General features: G+C 40.1%; 24 protein-coding genes. 12 read left to right on the top strand and 12 right to left on the bottom strand.

Going from position 1 to position 23,199, the window contains the following annotated elements; translation table 11 throughout:
• The first annotated feature begins 203 nt into the window (after positions 1-203).
• Entirely contained in the window at positions 204-2,327 is a 2,124-nt protein-coding gene (locus ACMUMK_RS11090) for a TonB-dependent siderophore receptor (RefSeq protein ID WP_414701173.1), read from the top strand.
• Between the two features lie 130 nt (positions 2,328-2,457).
• On the opposite strand, the gene ACMUMK_RS11085 is transcribed toward ACMUMK_RS11090, so the two are convergent.
• On the bottom strand, positions 2,458-2,508 hold the full coding sequence (locus ACMUMK_RS11085; RefSeq protein ID WP_414701413.1) for a hypothetical protein: 51 nt from the start codon (positions 2,506-2,508) through the stop codon (positions 2,458-2,460).
• Here ACMUMK_RS11085 and ACMUMK_RS11080 point away from each other — a divergent pair.
• A complete protein-coding gene (locus ACMUMK_RS11080; protein ID WP_414701419.1) occupies positions 2,507-2,635 on the top strand; it encodes a hypothetical protein in 129 nt (42 codons plus the stop codon). The two genes, ACMUMK_RS11085 and ACMUMK_RS11080, sit on opposite strands and share 2 nt — an antisense overlap.
• A gap of 202 nt (positions 2,636-2,837) precedes the next feature.
• Here ACMUMK_RS11080 and ACMUMK_RS11075 read toward each other — a convergent pair whose 3' ends face one another.
• Positions 2,838-3,725 carry a LysR family transcriptional regulator gene (locus tag ACMUMK_RS11075; RefSeq protein ID WP_414701172.1) on the bottom strand — a complete coding sequence of 296 codons (888 nt, stop codon included), beginning with the start codon at positions 3,723-3,725 and terminating at the stop codon, positions 2,838-2,840.
• A gap of 124 nt (positions 3,726-3,849) precedes the next feature.
• On the opposite strand from ACMUMK_RS11075, the gene ACMUMK_RS11070 reads away from it, so the two are divergent.
• The 4 genes from ACMUMK_RS11070 (at position 3,850) to ACMUMK_RS11055 (ending at position 9,600) form a co-directional block, all read left to right on the top strand.
• Positions 3,850-4,920, top strand: a complete 1,071-nt coding sequence (locus tag ACMUMK_RS11070; RefSeq protein WP_414701171.1) for an NAD(P)/FAD-dependent oxidoreductase — start codon at positions 3,850-3,852, stop codon at positions 4,918-4,920.
• Positions 4,921-5,340: 420 nt separating this feature from the next.
• On the top strand, positions 5,341-6,684 hold the full coding sequence (locus ACMUMK_RS11065; RefSeq protein WP_414701170.1) for an erythromycin esterase family protein: 1,344 nt from the start codon (positions 5,341-5,343) through the stop codon (positions 6,682-6,684).
• Positions 6,685-6,905: 221 nt separating this feature from the next.
• The gene (locus ACMUMK_RS11060; protein ID WP_414701169.1) at positions 6,906-7,865 is read left to right on the top strand and encodes a D-2-hydroxyacid dehydrogenase; all 960 of its coding nucleotides are present in this window, start codon (positions 6,906-6,908) and stop codon (positions 7,863-7,865) included.
• A gap of 511 nt (positions 7,866-8,376) precedes the next feature.
• Positions 8,377-9,600: a nucleoside phosphatase gene (locus tag ACMUMK_RS11055; RefSeq protein ID WP_414701168.1), complete on the top strand. Its 1,224-nt coding sequence runs from the start codon at positions 8,377-8,379 to the stop codon at positions 9,598-9,600.
• 107 nt (positions 9,601-9,707) lie between these two features.
• On the opposite strand, the gene ACMUMK_RS11050 is transcribed toward ACMUMK_RS11055, so the two are convergent.
• On the bottom strand, positions 9,708-10,577 hold the full coding sequence (locus ACMUMK_RS11050; protein WP_414701167.1) for an EamA family transporter: 870 nt from the start codon (positions 10,575-10,577) through the stop codon (positions 9,708-9,710).
• Between the two features lie 220 nt (positions 10,578-10,797).
• On the opposite strand from ACMUMK_RS11050, the gene ACMUMK_RS11045 reads away from it, so the two are divergent.
• Together ACMUMK_RS11045 and ACMUMK_RS11040 are read left to right on the top strand one after the other, a co-directional pair.
• Complete coding sequence (locus tag ACMUMK_RS11045; RefSeq protein WP_414701166.1) at positions 10,798-11,301, top strand: regulatory protein RecX; 504 nt, start codon at positions 10,798-10,800, stop codon at positions 11,299-11,301.
• Positions 11,302-11,373: 72 nt separating this feature from the next.
• Positions 11,374-13,158: a DEAD/DEAH box helicase gene (locus ACMUMK_RS11040; RefSeq protein WP_414701165.1), complete on the top strand. Its 1,785-nt coding sequence runs from the start codon at positions 11,374-11,376 to the stop codon at positions 13,156-13,158.
• A 32-nt stretch (positions 13,159-13,190) separates the two neighbouring features.
• On the opposite strand, the gene ACMUMK_RS11035 is transcribed toward ACMUMK_RS11040, so the two are convergent.
• Together ACMUMK_RS11035 and ACMUMK_RS11030 are read right to left on the bottom strand one after the other, a co-directional pair.
• Positions 13,191-13,538: a hypothetical protein gene (locus tag ACMUMK_RS11035; protein WP_414701164.1), complete on the bottom strand. Its 348-nt coding sequence runs from the start codon at positions 13,536-13,538 to the stop codon at positions 13,191-13,193.
• An 84-nt stretch (positions 13,539-13,622) separates the two neighbouring features.
• Positions 13,623-14,090 (bottom strand): hypothetical protein, encoded by a 468-nt coding sequence (locus tag ACMUMK_RS11030; RefSeq protein ID WP_414701163.1) that lies wholly within the window; start codon positions 14,088-14,090, stop codon positions 13,623-13,625.
• 440 nt (positions 14,091-14,530) lie between these two features.
• Here ACMUMK_RS11030 and folX point away from each other — a divergent pair, with 440 nt between their 5' ends.
• From folX to folM, 3 genes are read left to right on the top strand one after another with little or no spacing between them, the layout of a single operon-like run.
• On the top strand, positions 14,531-14,902 hold the full coding sequence (gene folX / locus ACMUMK_RS11025; RefSeq protein ID WP_133471280.1) for a dihydroneopterin triphosphate 2'-epimerase: 372 nt from the start codon (positions 14,531-14,533) through the stop codon (positions 14,900-14,902).
• A 2-nt stretch (positions 14,903-14,904) separates the two neighbouring features.
• Entirely contained in the window at positions 14,905-15,597 is a 693-nt protein-coding gene (gene folE, locus ACMUMK_RS11020) for a GTP cyclohydrolase I FolE (protein WP_414701162.1), read from the top strand.
• The gene (gene folM / locus ACMUMK_RS11015; protein WP_414701161.1) at positions 15,598-16,317 is read left to right on the top strand and encodes a dihydromonapterin reductase; all 720 of its coding nucleotides are present in this window, start codon (positions 15,598-15,600) and stop codon (positions 16,315-16,317) included. It begins immediately after the preceding gene.
• Positions 16,318-16,429: 112 nt separating this feature from the next.
• Here the strand turns inward: folM and ACMUMK_RS11010 are convergent, their stop codons facing one another.
• Positions 16,430-16,726, bottom strand: a complete 297-nt coding sequence (locus ACMUMK_RS11010; protein ID WP_414701160.1) for a hypothetical protein — start codon at positions 16,724-16,726, stop codon at positions 16,430-16,432.
• Between the two features lie 260 nt (positions 16,727-16,986).
• Positions 16,987-17,373 carry a tautomerase family protein gene (locus ACMUMK_RS11005; RefSeq protein WP_414701159.1) on the bottom strand — a complete coding sequence of 129 codons (387 nt, stop codon included), beginning with the start codon at positions 17,371-17,373 and terminating at the stop codon, positions 16,987-16,989.
• Between the two features lie 330 nt (positions 17,374-17,703).
• On the opposite strand from ACMUMK_RS11005, the gene ACMUMK_RS11000 reads away from it, so the two are divergent.
• A complete protein-coding gene (locus ACMUMK_RS11000) occupies positions 17,704-17,943 on the top strand; it encodes a DUF2061 domain-containing protein (RefSeq protein ID WP_133469113.1) in 240 nt (79 codons plus the stop codon).
• A 151-nt stretch (positions 17,944-18,094) separates the two neighbouring features.
• Here the strand turns inward: ACMUMK_RS11000 and ACMUMK_RS10995 are convergent, their stop codons facing one another.
• From ACMUMK_RS10995 to ACMUMK_RS10975, 5 genes are all read right to left on the bottom strand, one after another.
• Positions 18,095-18,832: a hypothetical protein gene (locus ACMUMK_RS10995; RefSeq protein ID WP_414701158.1), complete on the bottom strand. Its 738-nt coding sequence runs from the start codon at positions 18,830-18,832 to the stop codon at positions 18,095-18,097.
• A gap of 236 nt (positions 18,833-19,068) precedes the next feature.
• A complete protein-coding gene (locus ACMUMK_RS10990; protein ID WP_414701157.1) occupies positions 19,069-20,067 on the bottom strand; it encodes a DUF2971 domain-containing protein in 999 nt (332 codons plus the stop codon).
• Positions 20,068-20,787: 720 nt separating this feature from the next.
• Positions 20,788-21,408 carry a bifunctional phosphoribosyl-AMP cyclohydrolase/phosphoribosyl-ATP diphosphatase HisIE gene (gene hisIE, locus ACMUMK_RS10985; RefSeq protein WP_414701156.1) on the bottom strand — a complete coding sequence of 207 codons (621 nt, stop codon included), beginning with the start codon at positions 21,406-21,408 and terminating at the stop codon, positions 20,788-20,790.
• Position 21,409: 1 nt separating this feature from the next.
• Positions 21,410-22,183: an imidazole glycerol phosphate synthase subunit HisF gene (gene hisF / locus ACMUMK_RS10980; protein WP_133469121.1), complete on the bottom strand. Its 774-nt coding sequence runs from the start codon at positions 22,181-22,183 to the stop codon at positions 21,410-21,412.
• Between the two features lie 8 nt (positions 22,184-22,191).
• Positions 22,192-23,190, bottom strand: coding sequence for a branched-chain amino acid aminotransferase (locus ACMUMK_RS10975; RefSeq protein ID WP_414701155.1), 999 nt, complete (start codon positions 23,188-23,190; stop codon positions 22,192-22,194).
• Between the last annotated feature and the right edge of the window lie 9 nt (positions 23,191-23,199).

The following is a 23,199-nucleotide window of genomic DNA, read 5'->3' as shown; positions in this document are numbered from 1 at the left end:
GCTGAGCGTGGGAGCTTACTTTTTACATCTAATGGGGATTTTAGTGAAGTAAGAGTGGCAATTACTTAGGGGGGAATACACACCAAGTAGTTTGTCTCAAAATTGGTCGAATAATTACTCAATTTCATATATTTCTAATTGCTAATGATTCTCATTTGCTATATCGTTGCGGGTTTCTTAAAGCCAGTTGGAGAACCCTATATATGCGCGCCAAAACCACTTTTGTAACTATCCCTTCTTTCGGGGCACTTTGCATTGCCATGTCAGCTTTCGGTGAAGTTACGCCTGACAACAAAGAAGGTAACGAAAGTGCAGAAACAGAAAAAATTGAAGTCATAGGTCGTGCTTTGTCTCTTTATCAGGGTAATAGCGCGGTGTTTGCTACCCGTACCAGTGCCTCAATTGACGAAACTCCACAAACGATTCAAATCATTACTCAAGAGTTAATCGAAGACCAAGCCGCTAACGAAATAACAGATCTGTTTCGTTCTATGTCTGGTGTGTCTTACTTAAACTATGGGATTGTTAAAATGCGTGGTTTTGAACAAGAAAGCCAAGTGTTTTATGACGGCGTTAAAGGAGACCCATTTAGAACCTTTACTATTCCGCAGCTATTCAATATTGAGCAAGTGCAAACCCTAAAAGGGCCAGCTGGTGCGGCTTATGGTGCAGGTGAAGCAGGCGGTGCAATAAACTACGTCACCAAGAAGCCTACCCACGAACAAGAAAACAACCTTGAGGTTAGGCTAGGCAATAAAGGCTTTATTAGCGGCAGTGTAGAGTCATCTGGCCCAATTAACCAAGACGCATCTCAGCGTTATCGACTTGGTGTTTACTCTAGTACCGAAGACTCATATCGAGACAATGTTGAAGAAGACAACCTGATTGTTGATTTAGGCTATGCCTGGGATGTAAGTGACGACAGTACTTTGACTCTGCAATACACACATTTCGATCAGTTAGGTGAGCGTTTACGTGGCGTGCCAATTGACGAGAATGGAAACTTTCTAACATACATTGCGTGGAATAGTAACGAACCTGATGATGATCAAGACTTCGAAACGGATATATTTCAAGCCAACTTTGAACACTCTTTTAATGATTGGCTAAGCAGTAATTCAACATTTAGATACTATGAGACTGAAGAAATTATCAAGTTTCACCAAGCAAGGGCGTTAGTAGACACCGATGACGATGGGGCTTTTGATGAAATGACTCGCCGTTACCAAGACCAAACTCGTATTTATAAAGGAGTTGATCTCTCTTCTTACCTAGTTGCTGAGTTAGGCAAGCATACAATAGTCGCTGGAATGGATTATCATTTTGCCAGTGAAGACGAAGTCTTCTACTACGCTAATGGCGTGTCTAACGGAGTGTCAAACTTAAGCCTAACAAACCCAAGTTACGACTCTGACATCAGTGCTTATAACGCAACCTTGAACCGAGACAGGTTAACTGAGCTAAATCAAGTGGGTATTTATGCTCAAGATATGTGGCGTGCGACAGATAAGTTGACTGTGTTAGTGGGGGCTCGTGTCGACCGTTTTGAGGAGGACTTTGTTGATTACATCAGTACAGATGACAATACCTCTTATGATGATATTGGCTATTCGGTTCGCGTGGGAGCCACTTATGATCTTAACGAACAGTTTAAACCATACACTTCTATATCAACGGGTTTAACACCGCAAACCGCCTCTGATCAAGAAGACTCACTTGATGGAGATCTATTTGATCCCGAAGAAGCACAGCAGTTTGAAATAGGTGTTCGTAGTTATTTATTAGACAACAGATTAAATGTGAACGCCGCATTATTTCATATAGATCGTGAAAACACAGTGACAGCAGATGAAGATGGCAATACTTCGGCGATAGGCGAAGTCCGCAGCCAAGGCTTTGAAATTGATGCCCTAATGGATATCACCCCACGTTGGGTGGCAAACATCAGCTACACCTACATTGATGTAGAAGCCGATGAAATTTCAGAAGACAGTACTGTGTACCGTATTTTGGCTAACAACCCTCATAACCAATTGGGACTATGGACTCGTTATGAATTTCCGTCTATTTCATCGTCTATTGCGTTTGGCGCAGAATATGTAGGGGAGCGTACAGACCGCACCACAACCTACGATGCACCTTTTACTATTCAGCCTTACACTATTTACGATTTATCTTGGCAAACCAATTGGCAAGATTGGAAATTCCAAATGAACATCAAAAATTTATTTGATAAAGAATTTGCCTTGGCTGGTTTCAATGAAGTATCTGGTGCCGTTGTGGGTGAGCGTCGCCGTATATACTTAACAGCGTCTTACGATTTCTAATTCGTTTGTATCAATAAAAATAGGGCCTGATTGCAGGCCCTATATACTGCTCAAACACTGCTTTATACAATCACACTTCAATTAAAACATGGCTAAGCTGCCAAAATAAACTAAAAATAATTGACTTATTTTAGGCGTTTTTACCGCAGCACTTTTTATACTTACGTCCATTACCACAAATGCACGGATCATTACGCCCAACTTTAGGTGAGCTTCTGACTACTGGCGATTGTGGCGGCGGGCAACAACTAGTATTAGTACAAGTTGATTTTTCTGGAGCTACTGAGGTATCTGATAAATTGTTTTGATTCATGTAAAGTAAACGCTTATTTCTAATGTTAAAACTGCCCTAATCATGACATCAGTAATTTCTTTGTAAAGTGAAATGACACTTGGCTAACACTTAGGTAAAAAAGCAATTTGAAGCTAACCACTTAGCCGTACTTAGTTATTTTCGGTAAAACCGCAAAATCATCTCTCGATTTTCCAAGCTAATTTGAGCCCGCACCATTAACTAAAAGCGGCAATGGCATTTTGGTATTCTTCGCTTTTTAAAATAGTTAGAAACCCTTGGATTTTATCAGAGCGATGTAGATCGCCATGGGTCACAATCCAATTTTGAAAGTCCCATTGAATATCTGGTAGTACCCGGCTTACATTTGTATTAGCTTGCGACACTTGGCATTGCATGAACCCAATGCCTAGGCCATCAACAATTTCACGCTGCAACAAGGCAGGGTTGTTACTGGTGCATACCACTTGCTCTGGGGGGATAACCTCATTAAACCATTTTGTGATGGGTAAGTGCTGTGGTGCATCGTCTGCAAATACAAACCTGTGTGTTTTCAAGCTTGCCTCGTCAACAGGCGTACCATGTTTCTGCAAATAATCATTACTGGCGTATAAGCCAATTTTGAGTGACGCAAAGGGGAGTACTACATAATTGTCGTCTTGTGGCTTGGAGCCAGTTCGAATAGCCACATGAGCCTGCCCATACTCCAATTTCATTAGCTCTGCACTGGTGAGCCATCGAATGCGTATTTTGGGATATTTTTGGCTGAAAAGTCGTACAGCGGGCATTAACAAGCTAGTTAAGGCATCTAATGAAGATAAGATAAACTCTCCTTGTAATTCTCCCTGTTGACCTTTAGCTCGTTTTGCAAAGTCACTAAACTGTTCATCGGTTAACTTTGCAACCCGTAATAAATCTTCACCCACATCAGTTAATTTATAACCTTTAGCGCCACGTAAAAATACTTTTTCACCTAACTCTTGTTCGATAATGTCTAGGTGGCGAAGAATCGTTGCTCTGTGCACACCTAAGGTTCTTGCAGCGCCACTTATGCTGCCAGTTTGTGCCACAAAGTAGGTGGTTCTGATTTCGCTCCAATGTTTCATATAAACCCTATGTATAGAATACGCACACTAAGGTGCGGTTTTCGCTCATTGTTGCATTTTTTATGCGGGATAAAATAGGCCTAATACATAAAAAATCAACTTAAGTCTAAAAGTGAGACACAAAATGAATATTACTACTCACACGCTTATTATCGGTGGCGGTTTTGCCGGCGCTACCCTTGCCCAAGAGCTCGCAAAATCTAACATAGCCACGATGTTAATTGACTGCAAAGATTACTTTGAAGTTACCATGGCCACACTGCGAAACATTGCAGATTTTGCCAAAGTCAAAGATACACCAAGAATACGCTATCGCGATTTCCTATCGGGGGAGTTTATCCAAGGGCGCGTAACTGAGCTTACAGAACAAACTGCATTACTTGAAAACGGCGACAGCATTTCGTTTCAACAAGCCGTAATTGCTACAGGGTCCAGTTACCCGTCTTTTTCAGTGGCAAAATCTAATCAAGCATTTACTTTAGAAGCCCGTAACCAGGAGCTAAAAAGCGCTTCACTGGCATTAGAAAAAGCACAATCGGTACTGATTATTGGTGCCGGTGCCGTTGGTGTTGAGTTGGCCGGCGATATTGCCTACAGCCACCCCAATATAAAAGTGACACTAGCAGATTCTGGAACAAGCGTGCTTGGCAGCTATAGCGAAAAAACTCAGCAAAAGGCAAGCAAACAATTACAAGCGCTTGGCGTAAACATACAAACTAATCGTTATTACCAACAACACAAAGATGTTTATATAGATAAAAATAGTGGTGAAGAACTAGCTGTAGACATCGCCTATGTAGCTGTTGGTGTAAAAGCTAATTCAGACTTTATGAAAGCTCATTTAAATCAATACATTACCGACAAAGGCTTCATAAAAGTAAATGACGACTTTCAAGTGACTGGCACAAAAACGCTATGGGCCATAGGTGATGTAGCAGATCTAAAAGACTTAAAACTGGCTGCAGCAGCCATACCACAAGGAAAAGAATTGGCCGCCAACCTCGTTGCCACAAAACAGGGTAAAAAAACCAAAGCTCACAAACCTATGCCTGAAATGGGGCTTATACCTATAGGGCAGGAAAAAGGCGTGGCACAAATACCGATTTTTGGAACTGTGACATGGAAACCCTTAATCAACTTTAAAAATAAAGACTTGCTTATTGGTTATGTATTTAAGGGGCTGGGCATTAAATAGCGCTCTAATTTGAAACTAAATACAGTAGGCTTAAAACAAAAGAAAAGAGGCACGAACGCGGCCTCTTTTTTGTTGTTTTCCTGTCGGTTTAACAAGAGCAACTTATTTCCACAAATATAAAAACTAAACTGCATAGATGTAGGCGAACAAAGAAATTATTTTAGTGCGAGTAGCACATTTAACTTGTCTCAATCCCTTTATTTTAGACCGCTTTCAAAACCTTTAAACGCTTAAAGAAATGTCATGAAAAATGCTGCTATGGGTTATTTTTAGAGTGAATATCTTTGTTGTATTTTCTTATTTAAAAACAGTTTACACTGATTTCTGGCTCTATAAACAGCCGAGTAAATTTGCAAGAACTAAATTTCTATAACCTCTTTTTTGTTAAAAACGAAAAACAAAACCTAATTTGAATTCAATATGAAAAATAAACTAGTGATCCTTGTTAGCGCTCTATTTTTAATATCCTGCGAGCAAGAGTTAGACGAAAAATATAATGTAGAAGATAGTTTTGTTAAATGGGTCAGTGAAAACCATGTACCTCTAATCTCTATGGAAAACAGCACAGACAACCATGATTTAGATCTTATCTTTAAGGACATAGCCAATTATAAAGTGGTCGCCCTCTCTGAAGGGTTTCACAACAGTAAAGAAATGATGCAATTACATGAGCGCATGATCAAATACCTAGTAGAAAACCATGGCTTTAATACTGTTGCAACTGAGACTGGTTTGCCAGAATCTCGACTTATATATGATTATGTTCAAGGCAAGCCTAAGCAAGACGACATGTGGAAAAATGGCTTGAATAGCTTATACAGCGAATGGCAAGAAGCACGGGACTTAATAGAATGGATGCGTAGTTATAATTTAGCTAACCACAGTGAATTAGAATATTTTGGCATCGACATAGGTGGGTTTTATGACAACTGGGAAAGGCCGTTAGAAAAAATCTTTGAATATCTTGATCTTGTAGACGGTGGCTACAGTTCAAAAATGAGAGCTGAGCTTTCTCCACTTCTTAAAGATTTAAAAAATAATGCAAGAGTCAACTACATAAATAAATTAACTCAAGCTCAGCGAGATGACTTGGCTCGTGTTTTAGATGAAGTAGTCCTGCACTTTAGCGCTCAAAAAGAGAGTTTTGTTGCCCAAAGTAATATGAAGGAATATCAATGGAATCGGCAAAGTGCGGTTGCTATGCAACTCGCAGAAAACTACTACAGAAATTATATGAACCAAGTTTATTCTGATACCAGTAAATATATTGGGCTCAATGGCAGAGAGATTGCGATGGAAACAAATCTTAATTGGATTTTAGAACAACGTAAGGATGCTAAAGTCATTTTAATTAATCATGTATTACACACTCAAACTGCAACAAAACGTCAAAATGGTTATTTGGGGCACTTTGTGCCAGCAGGCCAATTAATTAAAGAGCAACTCAAAGATAAACTATTTGTTATTGGTATGGCTTACGGCAAAGGAGAGTTTTGGAATAAATGGCAAAAACCAGAGAACCGCTTTGTTGATAAGATCCCAGCAAGCCGAGAGGGTGAAATAGAACAAACCCTTGGAAAAGTGGGAACAAAAAATTATTACATTAACTGGGAGCAAGCTCCAGCAGGCCCAGCCAAGTGGTTAGATTCATCTTTTTTATTACGTGAAAATGACTACTTTATAGAATTAAAACCAAAAGAATGGAACGGGATTATTTACCTTGATAGCGTTAGTCCGGCTACTCCAGCCAGTGAAAGCCACTAAATAATGATAAAACCTGCTGGGTTAATACTCGGCAGGGTTCTTCTGAACTGCATGTCTGGTGTTGTAGGGGAGGCCATCACCCTCAGGCTATCCGCTAATATTTTTAAGAGATTTGAGTATTTATTTCTACTTTAAGTGAGTAAGCAACATCTTAATTATGACGTTGAGCTTGCCTAGCTTTACTCGTAAACTTCTGTACTTTGATATTGAGAGCACCAAGTATGCATGCAGTGTTTTTAGACCAACAAACGTTTAGCGCTAATATTAGCCTTGATAATATTCGCCAGCAGGTTACTTCATTAAACTGTTTTGCAACCACTTCGCCAGAGCAACTTTTATCACGCTGTGCTCAAGCCGATATTGTTATTACAAACAAAGTAGAATTAACCCAAAATACCCTAGAACAACTCCCCAAGCTAAAACTAGTGTGTGTGGCTGCTACTGGCACCAACAATGTTGATCTAGCAGCCGCTGCTCAGTTAGGGATACAGGTAAAAAATGTGGCGGGGTATTCCACCACCTCAGTTAGTCAATATGTATTTGCACAAATGCTGGAATACTTTAATCAAACCAACCTTTATAACCAAGACTCAGCCCAAGGGGCGTGGCAGAAAAGCCCGACGTTTTGTTATCACTCAGGTGAAATAAGCGAACTTTACGGTAAAAAGTTAGGCATAGTAGGATACGGAAATTTAGGGAAAGCTGTTGCCAAAATTGCCGAGGCCTTTGGTATGAAAATACTCATTGCAGAGCGCCCTTATGCTGCAACAATTCGTCAAAATAGACTCAGTTTCGAACAAGTATTATCAGAGGCAGACATACTAACGTTACATTGCCCACAAACACCAGAAACCGAAAACCTCATTAACGCGCAAACCTTAAGCCAAATGAAACCCAGTGCTATGTTAATCAATACTGCACGCGGGGCTCTTGTAAATAGTAACGACTTACATGCAGCATTAAAAAATAAACGCTTAGGTTACGGGGTGCTAGATGTGCTTGAGCAAGAGCCTCCAAGTGCAGATCATATATTAATCAGAGCGATATCCGCTCAAGAGCCTGACTTACACCTTAATAACCTTAAAATTACAGCGCATATTGCATGGGCGAGTATAGAATCACAACAAAGATTACTTGACCTGCTCGCTGATAACATCAGCCATTTTAAAAGCAAATGCTAAGGTTAACTTTTAAAACCAAGAGTATTTTTGCTCCCAACAAAGGCAACTTAATAGCTAATGGCCTTACAAAAAATAAGCACTTCGCTCCCTTCCTATACATTAGAGGTGAGTTCTTTAGACTCTACAAAAACTAAAAAAGCCTACCACTTACCCCCAAAAAGCGATGCCAACACTCACACCAATTGAGATTTGGCTTGCACCAAAGAAAAGCTGATAACAAGCACCTGTATCTTACTGTGATACTGTAAAAAACAGCTAGTAAAAGACAAAGGGTAAAGCGCGGCCATCGTTTAAGCCTCTTTAAACGCTAAGAGTAATGGTTAAACCTCTTTCAGCATTATTTTAAGTATATTAAACGCCATAATTGCTTTATTGAGCACCTACATCTAACCAGCTTATATGCCAAAATAAGCATTTAAAGGCGTTAATACACCTGCTCTTTTTGAACTTCAAAGCAACTAGGCTTTCTATGTACGGATTACTACTAACCAGGATGATTTTGAACCACTCCATGAACAAATTTGTTTTCATTGTTTTAGCAATTTTTAGTGTAAATAGCTGTACAAGTGAAATAACAACACCAGATAAGCATAACTGCTACATAGTGTATGACGCAGGTAGCAGTGGTACGCGCTTGTATATTTACGAACAATCAGGCGCTGACTTGATATCCCATGAAGGCCCTAAGGTTAGCGCACTGGCAGATCCAATTCGCCATACCCATGGCAAAGACCTAAGCGATCTCGACACTATTACAGATGAAGTGGCATCTGCCTTAGATTTAATTAAGCTAGATGGGCCATTAGAAGAGGGTAAGCCTAATTGGTCAGGGTTTGATTGGAGCAAGCAATGTGAAGCACAGTCAGTTAAGGTTTTTGCCACAGCAGGCATGCGTATTGCCGAACAAAATAACCCAACCGATAGCATAGTCTTGTGGCAAACCTTAGCATCAAAAATAACCGCTAAAGTTGGGCCAAATGTGACCGTAGAAACAAGAACCCTTACAGGGTTTGAAGAAGGCCTGTTTGCTTGGCTAAGTGTTAAAGATGTCCATACAACAGACGAGCCCTCCAGCAATTACGGTATTGTGGAAATGGGCGGAGCATCTTCACAAGTTACCTTCCCATGCCCCAACTGCGACTCAGTAAACGATGCAGTTAAAACCGTAATCGTAGATGGCAACCCCATGCAAATTTACAGTTATTCGTACCTTGGGCTAGGCCAAGATGAAGCTCCCCATAGCTTGCCCTTTACTGTTGCAGGCCAAGTTCCAAAAAGCTGTAGTTATGGTGTTGGAACAAACAATCCTGATTGGACAATAGCAAGCTGTGCCGTTGAAATACCAATTACCGCTAAAGGTTCAAACACTGACATCATAGACCCTTACAATTACACCAAAACAGGGACCAAAGGGACTACAAATACGCTACCAGCTGCCCATAAAAATATACCCAAATGGTATTTAATGGGAGCTTTTAACTATGCAAAAGAAACAGACATTGATGATTTTTGTGTCAATCAGCATGATGGATATTACAATGCCTTTACGGCATGTTTTAACCCTATCTATTTAGATAAATATTTGAAAACACTAGATATACAGGCCGAACAATCTAGCAAAGTAGATGTAAGCTGGACCCAAGGGGCTGCAATCTGCCAAATAGAAAACTGCCTAGCAACTATTACCACCCCTCCGGTATGCCGCTGGATGAAATCTGGATGCTTAGCTCACTGATAAATACCAAAAGCAATTACGCTATTGGGTATGGACTTTGTTCCCCAAAACGCTTCTTTCACGGCCTAGGCTTTGGGGCGGGGAGGGCAACACTTTAGCACCTAGAGTTACACGCCCATTTCAGCGGCTTTTTTAGGTGTAAAACTACTTCCCATTGAAGCAACAATAACCAAAGCAATTGCAATCCACTGCAACAAGGTTAGCTGCTCACTCAATAACACAAAACCAGCTAATGCCCCTATGGCTGGCTCTAAACTCATCAGCACACTAAAAGCTTGGGTGGGCATGTTTCTCAGGGCGATCATTTCTAAGGAGTAGGGTAACGCACTTGATAAAATCCCTACCAATAACCCCATAGATAATACTTCCCAACTGATTAGTGCTAAGCCCTGGCTAACGACTCCAACAGGTACCAGTACAATAGAAGCCACTGTCATGCCAAGAGCCACAGTCATGCCACCAGACACCTGCTTACCAGAACGAGTGCCAAACAAAATATAACCCGCCCAGCATGCCCCTGCTCCTAACGCCATTAAGGAGCCCCCAAGGTCGAGGCCTTGTGCGTTAGCTAAATCTGGTAGCAGTAATACGATACCAGCGATGGCAAAAGCCACCCAAAAAAGATCACTTTTACGCTTAGACCCAAATAGTGCCACCGCTAGTGGGCCAGTAAATTCAAGGGCTACCGCTATCCCTAAAGGAATACGCTCAATCGCGAGGTAAAACAGAATATTCATGCCACCTAAACATAGGCCGTAAATAATAATACTTTGCCACTCTTGCCCTTTGGGCATGGCTCGCCATGGCCGAAACACCAACCAAAGTACCGCAGCTGCAAACCCTAAACGTAATGCCGTAGTACCCTCTGGACCTACCAAAGGGAAAAGCTGTTTTGCTAGAGATGCGCCAGATTGAATTGCCACCATTGCGAATAAAACACTGCCGATAGCTGTTAGCATAACTCGATTAATTTGCATCTAGAATACGCCCCCAAAAGCGGAATAACTTAATTGGCGGCATTCTACCTGAGGCAAGGTAAACTCTGCAGATATTCTTACTATAAAAGGTAAAAAATCTAACATTGAGGAAATAAACTAGACTGTCTTTTAAATTCACTTATCCTTGTCGCTTGTGCACGTGTTTATTCCAGCAAAAATGCAAACCTTAACGCCAGTTATAATGTAGAAAACCTGAACCATGTTTAAAAAGAAGCAAGATGCAAAACCCAAAGAAATAACCTTCGAACGAGTGAAAGGTTATTACATCTGGCTGATTGGAAAATATGGAGACTACACATCAAAAACCTTAATGCAAAAGGCCAACACATTATTTAAAGAGAACACATCATTTAATGAAGACGCCCTTAATTACCTTATGGAACAAGGCATAGTAGATGATCTGAGGTATGCAAAACGTTTGACCCAAAATTACGCAGAAAAAAACATTGGCCCCAACAAAATTAAACAAAAGCTCTATACCAAAGGCTTCACATCGCAAATCATCAACGAGTGCGTAGAATTAATAGAGAGCACAGATGAGGACTATTTAGATAAAGCCCTCACCCTTAAAATCAAAAAATTTGGTGAGTCCAAAATTGTCGATGAAAAACTTAAACAAAAGGCATTGCGACATTTAATTGGGCAGGGTTTCTCGTATGCCATTGCAAATAAAGCAATCAACTACTCAGGTAATGATGTTTAGGGGTATTCTGTATTTGCGACAATATAAGCCAATTTTAATGCCTCATACTAAAACAACTCTACTTCAAGCATCATGAGCCAAACATTCAAATTACGAGACTACCAAACTCAAGCCGTTGAGGCGGCACTTGCGCACTTTCGTCATGGCGATGATCCCGCAGTAATTGTATTGCCTACAGGGGCGGGTAAAAGCTTAGTGATTGCAGAATTAAGCCGACTGGCAAAAGGCCATGTGATTTGCCTTGCCCATGTAAAAGAATTAGTGGAGCAAAATCACGCTAAGTTACTCGCAACAGGCACCCCAGCCGGTATTTTTTCAGCGGGGCTAGGGCAAAAAACACATACCGCCAAAACCACCTTTGCCAGTATTCAGTCGCTGTCTGCGAGCTTAGGGTCTTTTAAAACCCCAGCCAGCTTAATTATTATTGATGAATGCCATCGAGTATCCATGGACGATAGCGCCCAATACCTAAAGGCTCTGGCGCACTTTCGTAGCCTAAACCCCAATGTGAAAATATTAGGGTTAACCGCTACCCCTTATCGCTTAGGCAGTGGCTGGATATACCAGCATCATTACCGTGGGTTTGCTCGGCCTGCTCCAAGTTCGTTTTTTAAAAAGTGTATTTTTGAACTGCCCCTACAGTACATGGTGAAAAAAGGCTATTTAACACCGCCTGTTCACTATGATGCAGCGATAGCCCACTATGATTTTAGTTTGTTGACCGAAAGCTTAGACGGCGAGCAAAACACCGATGACATTGCCTTGAACGAGCTCATTCACAAACACCCGCGAGTTACTCAGGCCGTAACCGAACAAATATTACAGCTAAGCAAAGAGCGCCAAGGTGTCATGATTTTTGCCGCCACTATCGACCACGCCAAAGAAATTTGCGGTTATTTACCAGCAGAGCAAACGGCCTTAATTACCGGAACCACCAAAATCAATCAGCGGGACGAGCTAATCAGCGCCTTTAAAGCCAAACAAATTAAGTACTTAGTGAATGTGTCTGTGCTGACTACAGGTTTTGATGCGCCCCACGTAGATGTGATAGCTATTTTGCGGCCCACCCAGTCTATTAGCCTATTTCAACAAATTGTCGGTCGAGGTTTACGGCTAAGCCCAGGTAAAAAAGACTGCTTAGTATTAGATTACACCAACAATGGGTACGATATTTTTCAACCCGAAATAGGCGAAAAAAAGCCAACGCCAGATTCAGTTGCCGTACAAATACATTGCCCGCAGTGTGGTTTTGCCAATGCCTTTTGGGGTAGAACAGACTCTCAAGGGAATATACTTGAGCACTTTGGGCGTCGGTGCCAAGGTTTAATTGAAGACAGCGAAAACCAAGATGGCATTGAAGGCCCTGGATTTGATAAACAGTGCAGCTACCGCTTTCGCTTTAAACTCTGCCCCCATTGCAACCAAGAAAACGATATTGCCGCCAGACAATGCCAGCACTGTCATGAAAAGCTAATCGACCCCGATGATATATTGCGCAAGGCTTTAAACTTAAAAAATAATAAGGTGCTACGCTGCGCCGCTATTACACCAAAAATTGACCATAGCAATAAAACAGTAAAGATCACCTACCACGACGAAGACGGCCTGACCTTGTCCGAAACCTTTCGTTTTAATTTTAAAAAGTCGAGACAAAGTTTTAATGAGCTATTTGCCCGAAGGCTAGCCAAAGGCACCCAATCGATTCAATTTGACTCATTGGAAGAGCTACAGAGCTTTTTACCCTACCTGCCAGCCCCAGACTTTGTAATAGCCAAAAAACAAAAACATCACTGGCAAGTCACCGAGCGTCTGTTTGATTACGAAGGGCCTTATCGTAAGGCGAATCAGCTAGGCTAGTAGCGGTAAAGCGCTAAAAATTAAAACAGGTATTATTTAGTCACTTCAATAATTTTAGCCTGCTCAAAATGTTTTTTTGCATACTCAAACACTTCAGATGCAAGCTTAGAATTAGGTGCACAAATGTCTGTAGCGTTACTAGCTTGATTAAATAAGGTCACTATATCACCCGTCATTTGGATTTGTGAGATAGATGCTTTTTGAACAACAAGTGGATGACTATTCAAAAAATGGCGATTTAATTTATGTGGGTTTTTACGAATATGTACAGTCTCGCCATAAAGTGTAAAAACACGTTTTGGTTCGAATGTTAATCGCCTAATAAAAAACACAAGAATACATAACAGCACCAGTGCAACAGAGAATATTAACATGTCCATATAAGTGTCCTTTTAAAATATCGCAATCTAAAACGAGTTGCGATTTATCAACAAGAAAAATGAGTATGAGTAATTGATTACAGATTAGAATTGATAACCTATCTGAGCCATTATCCCAGTGTGTGTGCCTGATTTAGCGTCACCCACTAAAAACGAAATACCAGCGTTAGCTCCAGGTATTCCAATACCATTAAAGAAATAATGGTAACCAAACCCTGCTCCGTAGATAGCTTCATCATTCCTAAATGCTGTGCTTTCAGTGCCTACCACCCCAACATAAGCACTAAGGCCATGTTGAGTATCTTGAAAATCAAAAACGTCTGTAGTTACCCAACCGGCACCTATTCCACAAGTAGAGCCGCCTCTATCTGAATAGCTTACACACCCAGCAGACAGATACTTTAAGTCTGTATCTGAACGCATCGCGATATTTACGCCTAAGCCGCTGTATAAACTCCCAATACCTGCTCCAAAAGTAAACTCATCAGCCACAGAATTAACTGAAAAAGCCAAAGGAAAAAGTAGGAAAGCGAAAGATTTAATGTTTTTCATTGGGGTCCTTGAGGTGAGTAAATTCAACATCTACAAAATTAATAGAGGTCATCAGTCCAAAGTCATACGCTAAGGAGCGTAAACAGCAGCTAGCCATTTATTACGTGAATTAAAGTTTTATGTGACTTCGGTCATAATTTTATACTACCTATATATTTTTATTTTGTAACGGCCTTTATAGCCAATGCAAAACAGACTTATATAACCACCACTAGTATTTAGACACTTTAATTAAACAAATATTAAATTTTTGTATTTAAAAGCAATATTAATAAGTATTATGCCACCGGCTATAGCGCCTCTTAACATGAACCAAAATCAAAACAAGGGCGTACAACCAAAACAACATAAAATAAGTGAAGAGATGTGCAATGAATGCCCCTGCTTTCGCTCTAACAGATAACTCAACTCAGCAGATGTCTAAGACTTCGTCTTCTAAGATGAACGCCATTATCGAAATAACGAATCTTAGGCTCAGAACTTTTATTGGGTTTAATGAAGAAGAGAAAAACAAACAACAAGACATAGTGATCAATGCTGAAATTCACTACCCCCTTAGTAGCGGATGTCTAGAGGATCAGGTATCTGATGCCCTAAATTACAAAACCATCACCAAAGCCATTATTAAACATGTCGAGTCTGGACGTTTTTTATTGCTCGAAAAGCTGGTGGCAGATGTACTCAATATTTGTAATGAGCATCAAGATGTTGTCTATGCCAAAGTTAAAATAGACAAACCCCATGCTCTGCGTTTTGCCGATTCGGTATCTCTGTCACTCGATATTCACAGCAACAGTTCACAGGAGAAATAATCATGACATCACAAACGGCTGCCTTGAGCATTGCTAGTGAAAACAAATCCTCTAGCCAAATCAGTGAAGAAGCATTAATGGTCAGAAATGCATTGATTAAGCGTGGCTTAGAAACCCCTATGATTGACAATGAGCTGACCGACAAGCAAAAATACGCCAAAATTAAAGACAGCTTCACCGACATCGTCACCACACTTGGCCTAGATTTAACAGACGACAGCCTATGCGAAACCCCTCATCGGCTCGCCAAAATGTACGTTAATGAAATTTTCTCTGGTTTAGACTACAAAACGTTTCCTAAAGTCACAGCCATCGAGAACAAGATGAAGCTTGATGAAATGGTAAAAGTAGACGACATCAGTTTAACCAGCACCTGTGAACATCACTTTGTCACCATTGATGGCACAGCTCGCGTGGCTTACATACCTAACGACAGCATTATTGGCTTATCAAAAATCAATCGCATCGTGCGCTTTTTTGCCCAGCGTCCACAGGTACAAGAACGCCTAACTCAACAAATTTTAGTGGCACTGCAAACACTGTTGAATACCGACAATGTGGCAGTATCAATTAACGCAACCCATTATTGCGTTAAATCTCGTGGCGTAATGGACACAAACTCCCATACCTCTACCACAGCCCTTGGCGGTAGCTTCAAGCAAAACTCGATTACGCGACAAGAGTTTTTAAAGTAAATGCCAACGGTAGTGATAACAGGGGTAGGGCAACGCTTAGGTTTATGTTTGGCCGAATATTTTTTGGCCAAACAATACAAAGTGATAGGCACATATCGAACCGAAAGAGCATCTATTAAAAATTTGCAAACAAAGGGCGCACAGCTGTATCAAGTAGACTTTTACGATCATCAGCAAACCCAAGCCTTTATTAAAGCAGTGGCAAGTCACAACGAGACCCTAGACTGCTTAATTCATAACGCATCAGACTGGCATGATGACAACAAGACTGTAGACTTTTCCGCTTATCATCAAATATTTTCTAACATGATGACCATCCATGCCGAAGTACCTTACCAATTAAACCTAGCCTTTCATTCACTCCTTACTCCTAAAGATGATCAAGAGTTTACCGACATTATTCACATCAGTGACTATGTTGCATCTAAGGGGAGTAAAAAGCATATTGCCTACGCAGCCAGCAAGGCGGCACTAGAAAACTTAACCCTGTCATTCGCCCAGCGATTTAGCCCAAATATTAAAGTTAATGCTATCGCCCCAGCCCTGTTAGCGTTTAATGAAGATGACGATGAAAGTTATAAAATAAAGGCTAGAAATAAATCCTTAATGCAAACCGAAGGCTCGTTTCAAGAAGCCATCAATACCGTTGAATGGTTATTAGCAAGCCGTTACATCACCGGCCGCACAATACACCTAGATGGTGGCAGACATTTAAAGTAGCTGTTTGGATAGAGGTTTATCATTGGCCCTATCGCAATGGAATAAAGGGGACGCATTCCTTTATTCTAAATTACTATTTTTGAATTTGGTACAATCAGTGTCTTTGCTATTTTTATGTGTTTTGTGGCAAATGCTTACATATAACATCATGCGCTTCTTTTAAACCAGCACCATATATACGACGATACTCTTTGATTGCTTCTATCTTTTTATCTTCATCAATAAGGCATTTTAAGTCTGGATGTAGCTTGGAGACATTACTAAACTTTTTTTCTCGAACTCTCCGTTTGGGCTCGTCTAGATTCTGAATGTAAAATAAATACGCAACCACGAACAAAATCAATAAAAGTGCAATTTCCATTTGTACCCCACTTACTTGTTGAAAAACACCTAACAGTATATTAGCCAAACCATAGGCTTAAGCCGCTCTAAGAATAATGATTCTGCTAATTAATCCGTTTCATCTTTTCATATAGTTATTGGTTTTCAAAGCGGAATGTTTATTGGCTTGCCATCTAGATACCACAACTCTGGATAAATACAGGATATGAAACTTAGTCTCACCACTTTAACTCTATTAAAAACAATGCCTTAAGCTAAATCGTTTTTACTTTGAAGAAAAAGTGACTGTGGCCCATTTTATTCTAAATTCCCATCATGACGCAGTTTTTATACGCTCACCTTGTACTTGAGATCTCGTACCTCATCGCCAGTCATCCCTCGAAAACCCCACTGATATGGCTGCTGCTCTTTTATCGTAATTTCAATATCTATAGGGGAAATAGAAAGCTCTTTTTCAATTTTTGAAAAGATAGATTTTATCAGTAACTTTTGAGTTTCTACTTTACGACCAGCCATCATATTTATTTCTATGACAGTATATGCGTCAGTCCTTCCGCCAGGATAAAAGAAATCTTCCTTTTCCATAGGAATAAACCGATGAGCGCGCTTATCTTCAGGTAACCCTAACACTTCCCTCATAGACGCGTGTATCACATCCGAAAGTTTAGGTTTTATTGGATTTAAATATTCATTAATCCCATATACAAGGATCATTGCCTGTCTCCTGATGCGAACCCCTCATTTGGGCATCCATGATAATTAATCTAAAGGTTCAAGCAAGTAACACTTTTTTAAACCGTGATTTTGTCCAGTTATTTTATCTATAACGCTTTGATTAAAATAATTATTTTTGAAATTGTTGCAATGGGTGTCTCTATAAGGAATTTTAAAGAGGCTTGCTCTATTATTCGTAGTGCGCAATGTACTCTGATTTATAGCATTAAATTATCTGATGATGTTGTTCTTAAAAATCAATTATCTTTTATGTTTCTTTTTGATAATAATTCTCATTATCAAATTAAAACTATTATTGAGTAACACATTATGAAAAAGACAATTACCTTTGCTTGTTTACACTTTACCGTAGCGTTTACGGTCACTTATTTATTAACTGGTAGTGCCGTTATCGGTGGTGCAGTGGCCCTTGTTGAGCCAGCTGTTAATACAGTTGTATTCTATTTTCACGAACGTGTATGGAAGAAATTTGAAAGCCAAGAAACCAATAAAGTTAATGACAATTCTGAGCAGGGTTTCTCATCAAATGATATGACATTGGCATCTTAACTTGCCAAGGTTAAGGTTAGAGGGGGAGGTGGGCTTTTAGGTTTTTAATAACCTAGAATGTTTTTGTCTGGCATTTAACAGCTGAAAAGGGGCGCATTCCTTTAAAAAGTTGGAAGTTAATAAATAATGGAATACGCCATCTTTATTCCATTTATGCACAATACTTACTTTTCTCATTTTTAGAAAAACCAGCAATTAAGGCACGTATGTTTATTCGTTTTTCAATTTTATTATTTTCGGTGTCATCAACCACCTTTGTAATTAGTAGATATGACTGATTAAAAATAAATAAAAATTCAGTGCCATTGTTTCTTTCTATAATAAAGCATTCGTCAAAAATACTCTCAACATGAGCATTTTGTGATAAACCTTCAAAGAGGTTAGTTCCATGTTTTGCTCTGTACTTAGATAAAAGGTTTTTAATTAGGTGTGGACTACCCCAAGTAACTAAAACAATTTTATTATCCGCACTAAGCAAGCTTCGATGTTTCTTAAAATATTCTCCTTTTGTAAGGAATACTCCATATTTATAAATATTTCCGCCTTTAAATGGCAGTTTTACTTCCACCCCATTAGCGTGCTTAGTGGCACTATTCACCATAGAGAGTACCGTTTTATTTTTTTTATTAACCATTCTAGCTAATTTAGATATGGCTTCACCATCACTACTACCGGGAGCATTTATCCTTGATAAAAGCCCAAAAAGCTCATCAATTTTGCTTTTCTCCGTATTGCATTTTCTGCAAACATGAAAATCACCTTGAGCATTAGTTCTTGTTTTACTGACTGCTATTTGTGGAATTAAATGTTCTACGGAGCGGCCATCATCGCTATTATTAGATTTTCTAACTTCTTTACCGCAATAAACACAATTTTTGTTCTTTATCATATTTCAAATAACCAGTTTAATGGGATTAAGATGTTCGAGGATAGGGGGTGTCAGGCTCTTATATAGACAACCATGATAATTAATCTAAAGCTTCAAGCAAGTAGCACTGGTTTCTAATCGTGACTTTACTCAGTTGTTTTATCTCTAGTGCTTTGATTTAAATAATTATTTTGAATTTGTTACTATGGGTGTATCTGTAAGTACCTCTACTAACTAGACTCGATTATGTTTAAATTTTACCAATTAATGTTTTTCTGATTGCGTAATGGTATTGCAGAATTCAAAACTGACACTTTGTTTTTAGCTTGAAAACCGTTGTGATGTAAAAATAACTCCAAACCTTTTCGTGTTGTGTTACCTGCAGCAGGCGGTAAACAAACACTTCTAATCGGAAGTGTTTTGCGTTGGAATAGATTTTCTTCATCATTTTGAAGAAATATACTTTCAACATAAGGTACAAAAGTGCCTCCAGTAGTTCTGAATTTTCTTAATTTTTCATTTTGAACTGAGTTAGCCAAAAATATGGCTCTCCACTCTTTTTCCTCAGAGAACCCTTCATCTTTGAATGTTAATAAAGGAATCTGAAAAACATTTTGAAGCAAGCCAATTATCATGCCTTTATTCTCTGGGTTTAACTCTGAAATATTATCATTATCAATATTGTATTTTTTAATAGTTTTAGATAGCTCATCAATGATGAAATTAACTATTTTAAGTTTTAATTTACCGTCGTAAATGACTGGTAAGAAGTTGCAGATAATAACAGTGCTATTTTGATACGTAGATAATCGAGAATCCGATAAGTCAAATTCAATACAATAACCTTCCGATTGATTTGAATAGGCTCGCCATTGACTCAGAAGGTCATGTTTAGAGCAGAATGAAATGATATATGGTGTAAGAAATTCGGTTAAATTTTCACTGTGCTCTTTAAGGTATATAGCCAGTTCTTGTAGAACGACTTCTTCACGGTCAATGAGGGCTTTATATACCACATCTAATCCGTCTTTCATTTCTCTCGAGTCATTTAAAAACCGATAGTCAGTTGCCCACAAGTTAGCATTTGAGACTATCCCCTCTAAACCTTGCGCCGAAGTATAGTGATAAAGCTTTGTGGTTTTTTCTTCCGGAGATATTTCAATTATTTTGCTTTGAACAAAATTAGATAATGTCAGCAACTCTCCCATCATAGGAGACATGGAGTCAAAGCTACTTAAAAATTTATCGTATGACACTAAACTTCCCTTTAAACATAACACTTGGGCTAAGTAGAAAACACGACAACCTTTTGACCGGAAGGCCACCGATTGGTCTTCAAAGTGAGCTTTGTGTTAACAGCATTGCATACTAGTGTTAAAATAGATTCGTTGTTCTTATCATGGCATCCATTCTAAAAATTAGCAAAACACTAACTTTCTTCTAAGTTTTACGGGCTTTATACAACCAGGGATGCGCTGTTATGCCAATTTATTTCAGGACGGGACTTTTATATGTATATCCATGTTAAATACTAAGGTGGGCCGAGTCAACGACTCTGCCCCCGCAGAATTCTTGGCTTGCCATGTAGAACCTACGACTCTGGATAAATACAGAGTATTGTATTTATAGCTTTCAAAATAACTTGATTATAAACAATGGCATAAGCTTGGTTGTGTCTATTGTTTAATAATATTTATTTCCAATTAAAAACGGCAAAATATTTATCGCTAGGTGAGTTGACGGGCTAAAGCCCGACCTACAAGTTTTATATGCATTTTTCTGTGATTAAAGTGAATGTTTGGTATGTGTAGCAGATGCTTGGTGAGCAGTGCGAATGTTTTGTAAGCGTAGCGCATAGGTAATTCAAGGGAGTTAACTAAGAAGGCGCAGTACCTATCTAAACCTCAACAATTAAAAACAAAAAACGAAGCCTAGGCTTCGTTTTTTTAAAACAGGTCTAATGAAACTAGTAAGCTTTACTTACTGTGCCTTTGTTTTAACACAGCAACCACATCAGATAGATTCAAGTCACTGGCTTGAAGCAATACAAGTAGGTGATATAGCAAGTCGGCAGATTCGTTTTTAAGTTCTTCTAGGTCTTTTACTGTGGCGGCTAGGGCGGTTTCTACGCCTTCTTCACCGACTTTTTGAGCAATGCGTTTTATGCCTTTGCTGTAAAGGTGGGCTGTGTAGCTAGAGTCTGCATCGGCACCTTTACGTGAGGCAATGACTTGCTCTAAGTCTGCGATAAAGCTTATGTCAGCAGACTGGCTGTCGAACCAGCAGGTTTCTGTACCTGTGTGGCATGTGGGGCCAATAGGGTTGACTAGCGCTAGGATAGAGTCATTGTCACAGTCGCAGGTGATTTCCACTAGGTTAAGGCTGTTGCCTGATTCTTCACCTTTGGTCCATAAACGTTGTTTAGAGCGGCTAAAGAAGGTGACTAGCCCAGTATCAAGGGTTTTATCTAGGGCGTCTTGGTTCATGTATCCTTGCATCAATACCTTGCCACTTACGGCATTTTGTACGACACAGGGGATAAGGTTGTCCATTTTGTCCCAGGCTAATTTTTCGACATTTTGCTTTGTAATTATCATCTTAATCTCTTATGGCAATATCTTGCTCGCGCAAGTAGGCCTTTAATTCTGGAATAGGAATTATACCTTTGTGAAATACCGAGGCGGCGAGTGCGCCATCAACATCAGCTTGTTGAAAAACATCGGTAAAGTGCACTTTTTCGCCAGCTCCGCCAGAGGCGATTAAAGGCACGGTACAGTTAGCGCGAATAGCTTTTAATTGGGCAATATCATAGCCTTTGCGAACGCCGTCTTGGTTCATGCAATTAAGTACAATTTCACCGGCACCGCGTTTTTGAACTTCTTTTACCCAGTCGGCTGTTTCCCAAGCGGTAACTTGGGTACGGCTTTCGTCACCTGTGTATTGGTGAACTTGGTATTTCCCGGTTTCTGCATTAAAAAAGCTATCTATGCCTACTACTACGCATTGTTGGCCGTAGGTGTCGTGCAGGCGAGTAATAAGCTCAGGATCAGCCAGAGCAGGGGAGTTGACCGATATTTTATCGGCACCCATTTCAAGTATTTTGCCTGCATCTGCAACGGTTTTTATGCCGCCGGCCACACAAAATGGAATATCGATAACTTGGGCTATGCGAGTTACCCAACTTTTATCCACTACGCGCTGGTCGCTTGATGCGGTGATATCATAAAAAACTAACTCATCGGCACCTTGTTCAGCGTACTGCTGAGCAAGTGGCACTATGTCGCCAATGATTTCGTGATTACGAAATTTAACACCTTTGACTACCTTGCCGTCTTTTACATCTAGGCAAGGGATAATACGTCTAGCTAACATAACAGGCCTTATTTAACTCGGGTTAACCAATTGTGGGTGTCTGGCGCTTTACCCCATTGGATATCATTTAGCGCTTGGCGTAACTTTTGGGTGATTGGTCCGTGTTCACCGCTACCTACTGTGTGCTCTTTATCATTGTGAATAAGGGTGCCAACAGACGTTAGTACTGCAGCAGTACCTGACAAGGCCGCTTCTACACCAGGTTTTGCAGCCCGTTGTAGTAACTCATCAACCGACAGCTGGGTTTCGGTAACTTTCATCCCAAGGTCGGCGGCTAAGGTTAAAATAGAGCTACGAGTTACGCCGTGTAAAAAGCTTGAGTCTAATGCTTTGGTAATGACTTCGTTGCCATCTATCAATAAAAAGTTAGCTGCGCCTGTTTCTTGTACATCGCCGTTAGGGCAAAACAAAATTTGGTCTGCTTGTACCTCTTCTTTAGCGGCAATAATGGGCCCTAGTGCGCTGGCATAGTTACCACCACTTTTTATCATGCCCATGTGCGGCGCACAGCGCATGCCGGTTTCGTCTAGTAATACTCTTAGTGGCTTAGCGCCCCCTGCAAAGTAGTCACCTACTGGTGAAATCAGCACATACAACATGGAGTTAACACTCGGTGCTGCTGCTTTACCAATAGCGGCTTCGGTACCAATATGGGTTGGGCGAATATACATTGAGCCTGGAGGCTCAGGGATTTCGCTACTGTATTGGCCCACTATGTCTAAAATCATTTGTGACACTTGAGACTGGTCAATATCAGGCAAAGAAAGCAAGCGGCTGCTTTGATCAAAGCGGTTAATGTTTTGATCCATGCGGAAAATATGCACACTGCCGTCGGCATGTTTAAAGGCTTTTAAACCTTCAAAACAGGTGCTTGAATAATGTAATACGTGAGCGCCGGGGTGCAATTGAATGCTATTGGAGTCAACAATTTCAGATGTGCTCCACTGGTTATTTTCAAAGGTAGCGAGAGCCATTTTAGGCATAAACACTGTACCAAAAGCCGCCATGATAATTTC

Source organism: Paraglaciecola sp. 2405UD69-4 (assembly GCF_047525415.1).
Lineage (GTDB): Bacteria > Pseudomonadota > Gammaproteobacteria > Enterobacterales > Alteromonadaceae > Paraglaciecola.
Note: the sequence above shows the minus strand (reverse complement) of the source record. Positions and strands in the feature narration are given on the sequence as shown.

What these genes read in the sequence shown, in the direction of transcription:
- ACMUMK_RS11090 (WP_414701173.1), top strand. Translation starts at nt 204, where the DNA reads ATGCGCGCCAAAACCACTTTTGTAACTATCCCTTCTTTCGGGGCACTT.
- ACMUMK_RS11080 (WP_414701419.1), top strand. Translation starts at nt 2,507, where the DNA reads ATGCACGGATCATTACGCCCAACTTTAGGTGAGCTTCTGACTACTGGC.
- ACMUMK_RS11075 (WP_414701172.1), bottom strand. Translation starts at nt 3,725, where the DNA reads ATGAAACATTGGAGCGAAATCAGAACCACCTACTTTGTGGCACAAACT.
- ACMUMK_RS11070 (WP_414701171.1), top strand. Translation starts at nt 3,850, where the DNA reads ATGAATATTACTACTCACACGCTTATTATCGGTGGCGGTTTTGCCGGC.
- ACMUMK_RS11065 (WP_414701170.1), top strand. Translation starts at nt 5,341, where the DNA reads ATGAAAAATAAACTAGTGATCCTTGTTAGCGCTCTATTTTTAATATCC.
- ACMUMK_RS11060 (WP_414701169.1), top strand. Translation starts at nt 6,906, where the DNA reads ATGCATGCAGTGTTTTTAGACCAACAAACGTTTAGCGCTAATATTAGC.
- ACMUMK_RS11055 (WP_414701168.1), top strand. Translation starts at nt 8,377, where the DNA reads ATGAACAAATTTGTTTTCATTGTTTTAGCAATTTTTAGTGTAAATAGC.
- ACMUMK_RS11050 (WP_414701167.1), bottom strand. Translation starts at nt 10,577, where the DNA reads ATGCAAATTAATCGAGTTATGCTAACAGCTATCGGCAGTGTTTTATTC.
- ACMUMK_RS11045 (WP_414701166.1), top strand. Translation starts at nt 10,798, where the DNA reads ATGTTTAAAAAGAAGCAAGATGCAAAACCCAAAGAAATAACCTTCGAA.
- ACMUMK_RS11040 (WP_414701165.1), top strand. Translation starts at nt 11,374, where the DNA reads ATGAGCCAAACATTCAAATTACGAGACTACCAAACTCAAGCCGTTGAG.
- ACMUMK_RS11035 (WP_414701164.1), bottom strand. Translation starts at nt 13,538, where the DNA reads ATGGACATGTTAATATTCTCTGTTGCACTGGTGCTGTTATGTATTCTT.
- ACMUMK_RS11030 (WP_414701163.1), bottom strand. Translation starts at nt 14,090, where the DNA reads ATGAAAAACATTAAATCTTTCGCTTTCCTACTTTTTCCTTTGGCTTTT.
- folX (WP_133471280.1), top strand. Translation starts at nt 14,531, where the DNA reads ATGAACGCCATTATCGAAATAACGAATCTTAGGCTCAGAACTTTTATT.
- folE (WP_414701162.1), top strand. Translation starts at nt 14,905, where the DNA reads ATGACATCACAAACGGCTGCCTTGAGCATTGCTAGTGAAAACAAATCC.
- folM (WP_414701161.1), top strand. Translation starts at nt 15,598, where the DNA reads ATGCCAACGGTAGTGATAACAGGGGTAGGGCAACGCTTAGGTTTATGT.
- ACMUMK_RS11005 (WP_414701159.1), bottom strand. Translation starts at nt 17,373, where the DNA reads ATGATCCTTGTATATGGGATTAATGAATATTTAAATCCAATAAAACCT.
- ACMUMK_RS11000 (WP_133469113.1), top strand. Translation starts at nt 17,704, where the DNA reads ATGAAAAAGACAATTACCTTTGCTTGTTTACACTTTACCGTAGCGTTT.
- ACMUMK_RS10995 (WP_414701158.1), bottom strand. Translation starts at nt 18,832, where the DNA reads ATGATAAAGAACAAAAATTGTGTTTATTGCGGTAAAGAAGTTAGAAAA.
- hisIE (WP_414701156.1), bottom strand. Translation starts at nt 21,408, where the DNA reads ATGATAATTACAAAGCAAAATGTCGAAAAATTAGCCTGGGACAAAATG.
- hisF (WP_133469121.1), bottom strand. Translation starts at nt 22,183, where the DNA reads ATGTTAGCTAGACGTATTATCCCTTGCCTAGATGTAAAAGACGGCAAG.
- ACMUMK_RS10975 (WP_414701155.1), bottom strand. Translation starts at nt 23,190, where the DNA reads ATGGCGGCTTTTGGTACAGTGTTTATGCCTAAAATGGCTCTCGCTACC.